Annotated in this window: 10 protein-coding genes, 2 tRNA genes and 1 riboswitch; of the genes, 10 read left to right on the top strand and 2 right to left on the bottom strand. The window is 46.9% G+C overall.

Annotated elements, in window-relative coordinates:
* Positions 1–74: 74 nt before the first annotated feature.
* The 9 genes from ICN13_RS03910 to thiE all read left to right on the top strand — a co-directional run bounded on the left by ICN13_RS03910 (position 75) and on the right by thiE (position 9,106).
* A complete protein-coding gene (locus ICN13_RS03910) occupies positions 75–1,295 on the top strand; it encodes a CaiB/BaiF CoA-transferase family protein (protein ID WP_216139051.1) in 1,221 nt (406 codons plus the stop codon).
* A gap of 3 nt (positions 1,296–1,298) precedes the next feature.
* Complete coding sequence (locus ICN13_RS03905; RefSeq protein ID WP_216139050.1) at positions 1,299–2,531, top strand: MFS transporter; 1,233 nt, start codon at positions 1,299–1,301, stop codon at positions 2,529–2,531.
* Positions 2,532–2,722: 191 nt separating this feature from the next.
* Positions 2,723–2,797 (top strand) — tRNA-Arg (locus tag ICN13_RS03900).
* 226 nt (positions 2,798–3,023) lie between these two features.
* On the top strand, positions 3,024–3,857 hold the full coding sequence (locus tag ICN13_RS03895; RefSeq protein WP_216139049.1) for an NUDIX domain-containing protein: 834 nt from the start codon (positions 3,024–3,026) through the stop codon (positions 3,855–3,857).
* A 75-nt stretch (positions 3,858–3,932) separates the two neighbouring features.
* A riboswitch (TPP riboswitch) is annotated at positions 3,933–4,041 on the top strand.
* 70 nt (positions 4,042–4,111) lie between these two features.
* Entirely contained in the window at positions 4,112–6,016 is a 1,905-nt protein-coding gene (thiC, locus tag ICN13_RS03890) for a phosphomethylpyrimidine synthase ThiC (protein ID WP_216139286.1), read from the top strand.
* Positions 6,017–6,033: 17 nt separating this feature from the next.
* A complete protein-coding gene (locus ICN13_RS03885) occupies positions 6,034–7,170 on the top strand; it encodes an FAD-dependent oxidoreductase (RefSeq protein WP_370622944.1) in 1,137 nt (378 codons plus the stop codon).
* Positions 7,161–7,358: a sulfur carrier protein ThiS gene (gene thiS / locus ICN13_RS03880; protein ID WP_216139048.1), complete on the top strand. Its 198-nt coding sequence runs from the start codon at positions 7,161–7,163 to the stop codon at positions 7,356–7,358. The genes ICN13_RS03885 and thiS overlap by 10 nt, the downstream gene beginning before the upstream one ends.
* Before the next feature lie 6 nt (positions 7,359–7,364).
* On the top strand, positions 7,365–8,183 hold the full coding sequence (locus ICN13_RS03875; protein WP_216139047.1) for a thiazole synthase: 819 nt from the start codon (positions 7,365–7,367) through the stop codon (positions 8,181–8,183).
* Positions 8,183–9,106, top strand: coding sequence for a thiamine phosphate synthase (gene thiE, locus ICN13_RS03870; protein WP_216139046.1), 924 nt, complete (start codon positions 8,183–8,185; stop codon positions 9,104–9,106). Before ICN13_RS03875 ends, thiE begins: the two co-directional genes overlap by 1 nt.
* A gap of 22 nt (positions 9,107–9,128) precedes the next feature.
* Here thiE and thiD read toward each other — a convergent pair whose 3' ends face one another.
* Entirely contained in the window at positions 9,129–10,013 is an 885-nt protein-coding gene (thiD, locus tag ICN13_RS03865; RefSeq protein ID WP_216139045.1) for a bifunctional hydroxymethylpyrimidine kinase/phosphomethylpyrimidine kinase, read from the bottom strand.
* Positions 10,014–10,034: 21 nt separating this feature from the next.
* Between thiD and ICN13_RS03860 the strand changes: the two genes are divergently transcribed.
* Positions 10,035–10,110: transfer RNA gene (locus ICN13_RS03860), tRNA-Asn, on the top strand.
* Positions 10,111–10,161: 51 nt separating this feature from the next.
* Here ICN13_RS03860 and ICN13_RS03855 read toward each other — a convergent pair.
* Positions 10,162–11,205, bottom strand: a complete 1,044-nt coding sequence (locus ICN13_RS03855) for an alpha/beta hydrolase (RefSeq protein ID WP_216139044.1) — start codon at positions 11,203–11,205, stop codon at positions 10,162–10,164.
* Positions 11,206–11,243: the final 38 nt, after the last annotated feature.

The following is an 11,243-nucleotide window of genomic DNA, read 5'->3' as shown; positions in this document are numbered from 1 at the left end:
CAAATTGTAGTCATGTCTGAGGCCTAAGCCGAACTTTTCAAGAATTCCCCTGTCATCCATGCCAAAATCAGGGGATGGGAGCCTTAAGTCATATTCGAGTTTTAGACCTTAGCCGCGTACTGGCTGGTCCTTGGTGCGCCCAGAACCTGGCCGACCTTGGTGCCGACGTCATTAAAGTCGAGCGCCCTGGGGCTGGAGACGATACGCGCCATTGGGGGCCTCCCTTTGCCAAAGATGCCAATGGCAAAGAAACTGACGAATCTGCCTATTTTATTTGCATCAACCGTAACAAGCGCTCTATTACGATTGATATTGCCAAGCCTGAAGGTCAAGAAATTATTCGTAAGCTTGCTGCCGATTCAGATGTAGTGATTGAAAACTACAAGGTTGGAGATTTGGCTAAATATGGCCTCGACTATGAGAGCCTCAAAAAAGTAAAGCCAGATGTAATTTATTGCTCGATCACGGGGTTTGGGCAAACTGGTCCATACGCGCATCGCCCTGGCTATGATTTCATAATCCAGGGTATGGGTGGTTTTATGAGTGTTACTGGTGAAGCACATGACTTTGAGGGTGCAAGTCCACAAAAATCGGGCGTAGCCATTGCCGATATCTTTACGGGCATGTATGCCTCTTCCGCCATTCTGGCGGCAGTCATTCACCGTGATCGTACGGGTGAAGGTCAATATATTGATATGTCTTTACTCGATACACAGATTGCCGTGATGGCCAATATATCAAGCGCCTACCTGACCTCTGGCGAGGTGCCAAAGCGCTGGGGCAATGCCTCTCCAATCATTGTTCCTTATCAAACTTTCCCAACATCAGACGGCTGGATCATTGTGGCTGCTGGCAATGATGGTCAATTTAGGCATTTTGTCAGCGTCGGCGGCGAGGAGCATTTGGCAGATAACCCTCTCTATGTCAGCAATCCTTTGCGGGTGCAGCATCGCAAACAATTAGTACCTTTGCTAGAGCATATGACACGCAAGAAAACCAAAGGTGAATGGATTGCTTTATTGGAGCAGGCAAACGTTCCGTGCGGACCTATCAATGATTTCAAAGAAGTATTTGAAAATGAACAGGTGATTTCTAGAAACATTCAACTGAATGTGCCGCACCCTACTGTTGGCAATATGAAATTAGTTGCCAGCCCAATGAAGCTCTCTAAAACACCGACTGAAGTTCGCATGGCGCCACCAACTCTGGGCCAGCATACCAATGAAATTTTGCATGAGCGCCTCAAACTCGATGACGCTGCGATTAATGAACTGCAGCAAAAAGGAATCATCTAAGCAATGACTACCTCTACACTCAAGCCATCGCTCACCATGAAACAAGTCCTGATATTTGGGGGCTTCATGGTCACCATGTCGATGGGCATTCGTCATGGCTTTGGCTTATTCAACCTCCCCATCACCTCCGCAAATGAATGGGGTCGTGAGACCTTTGCCTTAACGATTGCCTTACAAAATCTCATTTGGGGCGCATTTCAGCCCATCACCGGCGCACTAGCAGATCGCTATGGCGCATTCAAGATTATGGTAGCCGGCGGCATTCTGTATGCCCTTGGTTTAGCTGGTATGGCCCTCTCAACTGACATCTTTAACTTTACTGTTGCCGGTGGACTGCTGATTGGTTTGGCGCAAACCGCAACCACTTACAGCGTGATCTATGGCATCTTAGGTCGCAACGTACCTGCTGATAAGCGTGTTTGGGCAATGGGAATCGCAGCAGCTGCAGGCTCCTTTGGCCAGTTCCTCATGATTCCTGCCGAGCAAGGTTTGTTAAGCGCCTTTGGAGCGCAAGAGGCCCTCTTAATGCTGGCACTCATGGCAAGTCTCATGATTCCAACTGCTTTCATGTTGCGCGAGAAAAACTTTACGCATACCAATAATCTTGGCGATCAAACGATTAAACAAGCCTTAAAAGAAGCAATGGGGAACACTAGCTTTCGCTTGCTGACTTTGGGCTATTTTGTTTGCGGCTTTCAGGTGGTGTTCATTGCTGTACATCTAGCGCCTTATTTAAAGGATCTTTCTGCAAGCTATCCAGCAGTAGGAGCGCCTGCGGTAGCAACCACTGCTCTTGCGCTGATTGGCCTATTTAATATCTTTGGTACCTACGGCGCAGGTATATTGGGTCAACGCTTTCCAAAGCGCTACTTACTCTCCGGTATTTACTTGAGCAGATCTATCGCGATTATTGGATTCATACTCCTCCCATTAAGCCCAATGACTACCTATATCTTTGCGGCCATCATGGGATTCTTGTGGCTATCTACCATCCCACTGACAAACGGTATCGTTGCGCAGATCTTTGGCGTGAAATACCTCACAATGCTCTCAGGCTTAGTATTCTTTTCACATCAGCTTGGCAGTTTCTGCGGCGCCTTCCTCGGTGGATACTTATTTGATCGCACGGGATCTTATTTAATCGTCTGGGAAATTGCCATTGCACTGGGTATATTTGCATTCTTAGTGAACTTGCCCGTAAAAGAACGCGCCATTACTCGTATAGCAAACGCATGAGCAAGCGATTTTCATTAAGGCAATTACTGCTTTATAGTTTTGCCTTAGTGGTCTTACTGCTGATTTTTTCTGCATACTTTGCACCCGATATGATGGTTGCCATCACAAACCAAGTTTGGGCTTTGTGTGGTTGGTGATGGCTTATAAATTAGGAATTTGCCTTCTCTAGCACAGTTTCACATTTATACATACTCGCCGTAGCACAATGGATAGTGCACATGCCTCCTAAGCGTGGGATACAGGTTCGATTCCTGTCGGCGGGACCACTTAACTAACAAAACTTATCCACAGGCCATGTGGATAAATCGGAAAAAGTTTTCGTAAGTCGCAGATTTTTATAGAACGAGCTGGCTTGCTTAAATTATTGGCAGCTACTTCATTGTTCATAATTAAAAGTACGTAAAAAAAATTAGTCATTACGTTTGCGTATTTTTTTGCTGCCAATCATTGACAAAAACCCTAAGACTGTTATGTTCCCTTAAACTCCAGCCTATGAATAAGCTATCAACCAGCACTCTCGCAGCCTTGGAGGAGATGCTCCAAAATACGGCCCGTGCTGCCCCAGCTGACTTTATGCCGATTCATTTTTCACAGGGCGATCAGGACGGCCAAGTAATTGGGCACATCACTCCAGAATTTATCCCCTTCCTTCGAGAAACTCTTCAAAATGATCCTATACCGCTAATCCATATTGGGAATGATCATTTAAAAATCCAACTGGGTCGACCTCAAGATATATCGGCGAGCCTTTATCAATTGGCGAATAAGATGCGCACGGGTGGTTATATTTCCGGTTGGCGTAACGAGGATTTTGCGTGGATAGATCACAATGGACATCAGCACTTTCGCTTAGAACGCTCTGCCTTTCGCACGTTTGGATTTCGAAGCATGGCAACCCATATCAATGGCTATACAAAATCTGGATCGCTTTGGTTGGGCAGGCGCAGTGAAACAAAAGCTACTGACCCAGGTAAGTTAGATAATATTGCTGCTGGTGGAATCTCTGCTGATGAGACCCCTTGGGTATGTGCAAAACGGGAGCTCTGGGAAGAAGCAGGAGTGCCTGCGCAAATTGCCGATCAGGTTGAGCCTGTGGGTCGAATTCATATGCGTCGACCAATCCCTGCCCGTGGGTTTCATGATGAACAGCTCTATATCTACGACTTGGAGCTTCCGGACAACTTTATTCCCACCAATCATGATGGTGAAGTCAGTGGCTTTATCGAAGTATCCCTAGCGGAAGCCGCTGCTCGCATCCTGGCTGATGAATTTACAAGCGATGCCGCTTTTGTCACTGCAGACTACATCTTGCGATGCAATAAATAAGGTTTTTTACCCCATGCAGCAGCTTTTGATTGGGGTCATGAACTTAAACGGCATTTCGTGGTTAAATCCATCTTAAGGATGAAACAGGGGTGCCCTCTAAAGCAGAGTTTGCCAAGAGGCGCTGAGAAAGACCCTAGAACCCGATCCAGATAATGCTGGCGTGGGGAGTTACATCAGACCGACACCCGGTTTCGTCCATCTAAAACTGTAAGGAGATGGACGTGAGTAAAGATAATCAAAAAACCAAACATGAAATTCCAAGCTTAAAAAGCTTAGAACGCGACTTTGGTCAGAAGTTTGCCTACCCTGCATCAACCAAAACCTACCTACAAGGTTCACGTCCGGATGTGAAGGCGCCAATTCGCATGATCGAACAATTGCCAACTCGTGTCGGCGAAGAGATGATGCCTAATCCACCAGTACCAGTCTATGACACCTCAGGTCCGTATAGCGATCCCGATATCGTCATTAATCTGGAAAAAGGATTGCCAAGATTGCGTGATGCTTGGATTGCTGAACGTAATGACACTATTCAACTCGCCGGCCCAAGTTCCGAATACGGAGTTGCCCGCTCTCAAGATGAGGCAACCCAAAATTTACGCTTTGCCCACATCAGTGCACCACGTGTTGCCAAAGCCGGCAGCAATGTAAGCCAGATGTATTACGCCCGTAAAGGCATCGTTACTCCAGAAATGGAATACGTTGCCCTGCGTGAATCTATGGGACTAGAGCAACTGCGCAAAGACCCAGCCTACAAGCAGCTTCTCAAGCAACATCCCGGTAAGTCATATGGCGCAAACCTGCCTGATATTGTCACCGGTGAATTTGTACGCTCTGAAATTGCTGCTGGTCGCGCGATTATTCCTGCGAATATTAATCACCCTGAATTAGAGCCGATGATTATTGGTCGTAACTTCCGCGTGAAGATTAACGGTAACCTCGGTAACTCTGCTGTCACTTCCTCAATCAATGAAGAAGTTGAGAAAATGGTGTGGTCGATCCGTTGGGGTGCAGACACCATCATGGATCTTTCCACCGGCAAACATATTCATGAAACCCGTGAATGGATTATCCGTAATTCACCTGTGCCGATTGGTACAGTACCAATTTACCAAGCCTTAGATAAAACCGGTGGTATTGCAGAAGATCTCACCTGGGAAATGTTCCGTGATACCTTGATTGAGCAAGCAGAGCAAGGTGTGGATTACTTCACTATCCATGCAGGCGTATTGCTTCGGTACGTACCACTGACAGCAGATCGCATCACCGGCATCGTATCTCGTGGTGGCTCCATCATGGCGAAGTGGTGTTTGGCCCACCACAAAGAAAACTTCCTCTATACCAAGTTTGATGAGATCTGCGAGATCATGAAAGCCTATGACGTGTCATTTAGCTTAGGCGATGGCTTACGTCCAGGTTGCATTGCTGACTCCAACGATGCTGCTCAGTTTGGTGAACTCCATACCTTAGGTGAACTCACAGCGAAAGCCTGGAAACATGATGTTCAGGTCATGATTGAGGGCCCTGGTCACGTTCCAATGCAGCGCATTGAAGAGAATATGACCGAGGAACTGAAGCATTGTTTAGAAGCCCCCTTCTACACCCTTGGACCATTGATCACTGATATTGCTCCCGGTTATGATCACATCACCAGCGGTATTGGTGCAGCCCAAATTGGTTGGTATGGCACAGCGATGCTTTGCTATGTCACCCCAAAAGAGCACTTAGGTCTGCCAGATAAAGAGGATGTCCGTGAAGGCATCATCACTTACAAGATTGCCGCTCATGGTGCCGACTTAGCCAAAGGCTTGCCTGGTGCACAAGTACGCGACAACGCTCTTTCCAAAGCGCGTTTTGAGTTCCGCTGGGAAGATCAATTTAATCTCGGTTTAGATCCAGAGCGTGCGCGTGAATATCATGATGCCACCTTGCCAGCTGAAGGCGCGAAGATTGCACACTTCTGCTCAATGTGTGGTCCGAAGTTCTGCTCAATGAAGATCACTCAAGAAGTACGTGATTACGCCGCAACGCTCGATGCTGATGGAAACCCGAAAGCAAAAGTGATTCCGATCACTGCAGAAGCCTCTTCAGATCCAGCAAAAGGTATGGAAGAGATGTCAGCAGAGTTCCGCAAGCGTGGTAGCGAGATTTATCAGTAAGTAGATCTGGGCTGATTGTGAATAGCGCTTCGTTCTCAAATAGCAAGTACGCGATTGTTGGTGGCGGCCTAATGGGCCGCCTACTGGCAGTAGCACTTGCACGGCAAGGCGCTCAAGTAGAGCTTTTTGATAAAGGCGAATCAAACGCAAGTGGTGCCACTGCCCGCATTGCTGCAGCCATGTTAGCCCCGCTTGCAGAATCCGCTATTACCGAAGATTCGGTTGTGCGCATGGGTATTCATAGTCTGCCACGATGGAAAGAGCTGATTGGCCAGCTGTCGACTCCAGTGTTTTTTCAACAAGATGGCACATTGATCTTATGGCATCGGCAAGATACCAGCGATGCAGAACGATTTACTGCCCACTTAGAGCGCAACTGCCGCAATAATTCTTTGCTTTCATTGCCGCAAAAACTTGACAATGAAGCAGTCCGCGGTCTTGAGCCTGGTGTAGCAGATCGTTTCACACAAGGCCTATTTTTACCAAATGAGGGGCAGCTTGATAATCGTCAGCTATTGGATGCACTTCTCATCGAGTTGAATAATCTGAAAGTTCGTTGCCACTGGAATACCGCAGTCAATCCAGATGAGCTTCGTAAAGATCACTCTTATCAAGCAGTCATTGACTGCCGTGGCACCGGCGCTAAGGATGGCTGGAGCAACAACTTGCGCGGTGTCCGTGGTGAAGTGATTCGTCTCTATGCTCCAGAAGTAAAACTCAGGCGCCCTACACGTTTGATTCATCCCCGCTATCCAATCTATATCGCACCCAAAGAAAATGATGTTTACGTTGTCGGCGCTACTGAAATTGAATCAGATGATCTATCTGAAATGAGCGTGCGCTCAGCGATGGAGTTACTAAGTGCCGTTTATACAGTGCATAGTGGCTTTGCTGAGGCCCGCATTCTGGAAATGGCAACTCAATGTCGTCCTACCCTGAAGAACAATCTTCCAGAAATCAAAACTCGCAAAGATAAAGGACTCTCAGATTTAATCATGATCAATGGCTTATATCGCCATGGTTTTATGATCGCGCCAGCTGCCTTAGACTGTGCTTTAGAGCTTCTAGCATCCGGTGACAGTAATACCGCATTAGATTTGGGCCTGAACATCACTCAAGAGTCTAATAGTCACGAGGCTAGCTTATGCGTGTAATCGTGAACCAAATTGAGCATGAACTTCCCACTCAGAGCGTGATCTCTGATGTGCTTTCTTTAATTGAGGCTAAGCCGCCCTATGCTGTGGCTGTCAATTTGAACTTTGTACCTAAGACTAAGCACGGTGAGTTTCTTCTCAATGAGAATGACCAAATAGAAATCATTGCTCCGGTTACCGGGGGTTAAATATTCATGACAGCACCATTACCCAATAATCTCAATAGCGCTGATGCTCTAGTCCTCTATGGCGAGAGCTTTGCTAGCCGTCTACTGTTAGGAACCTCACGGTATCCATCTCCACAGGTCTTGGAAAATGCTGTGCAAACATCCAATCCAGCGATGATTACTGTGAGCTTGCGCCGCCAGGGCACCTCAACTACTGAGGCGCATAGTGGTTTTTGGGATCTCCTGAAAAAGATGGCCGTACCCGTTCTGCCCAATACCGCAGGCTGTCATAGCCCACAGGAAGTGATTACTACCGCACAAATGGCTCGTGAAGTTTTTGAGACCGATTGGATTAAATTGGAATTGATTGGCGATGATTACACCTTGCAACCAGATACCTTACGTTTAGTTCAAACTGCCGAGACATTAATCAAAGATGGCTTCAAAGTATTACCCTACTGCACTGAAGATTTAATTTTGTGCCAACGTTTAGTCGATGTTGGTTGCCAAGCTGTTATGCCTTGGGCTGCCCCAATTGGAACTGGTCAGGGACCTCTCAATCCCTATGCCATGAAGCTGTTGCGCGACCGACTAAAAGTACCCCTACTGGTTGATGCAGGCCTTGGTCTACCATCCCACGCTTGCACTGTCATGGAATGGGGTTTTGATGGCGTTTTATTAAACACTGCTGTTGCGCTAGCAGAAGATCCTGTTGTTATGGCCAAAGCCTTTGCAATGGCAGTGGATGCTGGCCGCGCTGCTTATTTATCTGGCGCTATGAAACCACAAGAATCTGCTCAAGCAAGCACACCCTTAGTTGGCACCCCTTTTTGGCATCAGAGCTAATGAGTCTTATTCGGGATCTTGCTGAGCAAATTATTGCAGCCCATTGCAGTGACGATCTATGTCTCTCGATTCCTCAATTTACACCTGGCAATCCACCACCCAGAATTGATAATGAAGCCGCTACTGATCACTATGAATTAGCTGGTGCTCTTGCCGCAATCCATATGGGCTTTATTGAATCTGATGCGAAGGTATTAGGTAAAGCCTGGTCTCGCATGACTCAGAGAGATGGTGGCTTTAATGCTCAGAAATGGCCTAACAGACCAGAGCATTTTGATTTACTGCCCTGGACTCGCAATATGAATCCCAATGCCTTTGCAGAATGCCCAAATCGTTTAGGTTTATATGGCGTAATGCCCGATGCAGATTGGGTCAAACGGATGGTTGATGCTGAGTTGCCAACAGTGCAATTGCGTTTTAAGTCAGACGATAGATCCAAAATCAGAAAACAAATCAAAGAAGCAGTTGCCGCAACTAAAAATAGCAAGACTCTGCTCTTTATCAATGATTATTGGGAGCAAGCCATTGAAGCTGGCGCCTATGGCGTCCACCTTGGTCAAGAAGATATCGCAACTGCCAATTTAGATGAAATTCGTGTGGCTGGTTTGCGTTTGGGTTTAAGCACTCATGGTTACGCAGAGATGGCTTATGTAGATCGCTTTTGCCCCAGTTATATTGCGATGGGAGCAGTCTTCCCCACAAACTTAAAAGTGATGCCTACTGCGCCACAAGGTTTGGGTCGCTTATATCAATACGCCAAACTCATGAGCCACTATCCCTTGGTGGCCATTGGTGGAATTGATCAGGACAGTATTCGTGCTGTTTCTAAAAGTGGTGTTGGCTCAGTAGCGGTTGTAAGGGCTATAACGCAAGCCAAAGATCCAAAAGCTGCGATCAAACATTTACAAGAATTAATGCAATAGCTTGTAAGCGCCCAGAAAACTCTTAGTAATTCCCTTTTTCGTCCAACAAAGCTGTTGGATAGAAATCATGCATATGCCACAAGGGCCCAGGACCCTCGCCAATACTTAAGAAACAACCCGCTTCTAAGCCCGCTTCTACGTAAGCAATTGCTTTTGCTACTGCATGACTTAAATCATGACCTCCAGCCAAATAAGTGGCTATTGCGGAAGCTAAAGAGCAACCTGTGCCATGGGTATTGGAAGTATTCACACGATAGTGTTTGAATTCTTTTGACTGCACCACCTCTAATCCATCTTCAATGGTTTTCCACATCAGAAAATCAGTGATTTGAGTGTGAGTTGCATCAAGATGACCGCCCTTAATCAAGACGGCCTGCGGCCCCATATCCAGCAACTGTTGTGCAGCAAGCTTGAAATCGTCTGGACCTAAAATGTCGCGACCTAACAATAAGGATGCCTCATCCATATTTGGCGTAATCAATATTGCCATCGGAAATAATTCGGCAATCATGGCTTGAGCTGTGTCATCACCACCAAGACTTGCACCTGAAGTGGCTCGCAAGACGGGGTCAAGTACTATCCGCTTTACCCCATGACGAGATAATGATTGGGCTACAGTTCGAACAATTTCTGGGCTAGCCAGCATTCCGATTTTGACAATATCTGCCCCGATATCTACTAAGACTGCATCAATCTGGGCCTCCACAACATCTAGATCCACATCCTGAATGCGCGTGACTCCTAGGGTGTTTTGAGCTGTGATGGCAGTGATGACCGACATCGCATAAGCCCCAAGGGCGGTGATGACCTTCAGGTCAGCCTGAAGCCCCGCCCCGCCACCGCTGTCTGAGCCAGCAATCGTCAGTACTTTAGGGATCTGTACAGAGGTAGGAAGTAGTGAGCGCATCTTGCTATAATATCCGCTTATTCCTCGATAGCTCAGTCGGTAGAGCGCCGGACTGTTAATCCGTAGGTCCCTGGTTCGAGCCCAGGTCGAGGAGCCAAATAAGTAAAGCCCCTAGAGCAATCTAGGGGCTTTTTCTTTTGGGAAATTCTTATTTCTCAGGCTTGAAATTGCCATCTAAGAACTCCTGAACACCTGTAAACATCAACATGCGATTCTTTTCCATAATGATGGTGTGAGTGCCTTCACTGATCTGCAGCATGATTTTGTAAGGAGCATTTTCTAGCTTTGTGAAGTATTCATAAAGCATGTAGCTTGGTAAGTCTGCATCCCACTCTGCATGAACGAGCATGACTGGCACACGAATATTTTTAGGCTCATATACCGGAATGCCGGCAGTCCAAAACTCACGAGCATCTTGCACTGTACCGTTTGGCGCTCTGAGCTTCTTAGGGGTTTGGGTTCTTCCCCATGGATCTGTATCAAAAGTAGCTTCTGACCACTTCTCAAACCAACCTGCTGGAATAAGCGTTGCTTTAGCACTCTCAGGCACGCCAGTAAGCCAGCGATTTTTGGCATCTGCAATTGAGGCAACTCTATAGGCACCCAGTTGACCACCTTTGTCCGTTAATGGCGCTCCGCCTTGCCGCAGCCACTGCGGCGCATAGAGCACTAATTTGTTAACCTTCTCGTTATTCTCGGTAGTGTACTTACCCATAATGGTCGTACCCCAAGACCAACCAAGCAGATTCATCTTATTAATGTTGCGCTTCTTTAAGATGTAATCAACAGCACTGGATACGTCCTTTACTGCTGTATCTGTTCTGACAATCGGGGGGTTTTGATCGGCAGGCTGATCCATCTCAGGTGGGCGAGTAGATTTACCATAACCACGAAGATCGACTAACCAGACGTCGTAGCCTCTTGCAGCCATGTACTCCATCCATGAGGTTCCCCCTAGCGATAAATCAAAGGCAGTTTCTGCTGGATAAGTAGAGCCATGAACATAAAGCAATGTTTTCTCGGCAGTAAATTTCTTCATGCCAGCTAAATGCTTATTGCGGACATAGAGAGAAATGCCTGGAGTATCGCTTTGCACCATGTACTCATTCATCTGAATCTTCCCGGCCGCGAATGCTTGACCAGCGAATAAACAAGAAATTAGCGCCACTAGTGCTGATGCCATCCATTTCATTTCGTCTCCTTTTGGGCTAATGCCCTAATTTATATTTA

The organism is Polynucleobacter sp. MWH-Berg-3C6 (assembly GCF_018881855.1).
Lineage (GTDB): Bacteria > Pseudomonadota > Gammaproteobacteria > Burkholderiales > Burkholderiaceae > Polynucleobacter.
Note: the sequence above shows the minus strand (reverse complement) of the source record. Positions and strands in the feature narration are given on the sequence as shown.

What these genes read in the sequence shown, in the direction of transcription:
- ICN13_RS03875 (WP_216139047.1), top strand. Translation starts at nt 7,365, where the DNA reads ATGACAGCACCATTACCCAATAATCTCAATAGCGCTGATGCTCTAGTC.
- thiS (WP_216139048.1), top strand. Translation starts at nt 7,161, where the DNA reads ATGCGTGTAATCGTGAACCAAATTGAGCATGAACTTCCCACTCAGAGC.
- ICN13_RS03895 (WP_216139049.1), top strand. Translation starts at nt 3,024, where the DNA reads ATGAATAAGCTATCAACCAGCACTCTCGCAGCCTTGGAGGAGATGCTC.
- thiE (WP_216139046.1), top strand. Translation starts at nt 8,183, where the DNA reads ATGAGTCTTATTCGGGATCTTGCTGAGCAAATTATTGCAGCCCATTGC.
- thiD (WP_216139045.1), bottom strand. Translation starts at nt 10,013, where the DNA reads ATGCGCTCACTACTTCCTACCTCTGTACAGATCCCTAAAGTACTGACG.
- ICN13_RS03855 (WP_216139044.1), bottom strand. Translation starts at nt 11,205, where the DNA reads ATGAAATGGATGGCATCAGCACTAGTGGCGCTAATTTCTTGTTTATTC.
- ICN13_RS03905 (WP_216139050.1), top strand. Translation starts at nt 1,299, where the DNA reads ATGACTACCTCTACACTCAAGCCATCGCTCACCATGAAACAAGTCCTG.
- ICN13_RS03910 (WP_216139051.1), top strand. Translation starts at nt 75, where the DNA reads ATGGGAGCCTTAAGTCATATTCGAGTTTTAGACCTTAGCCGCGTACTG.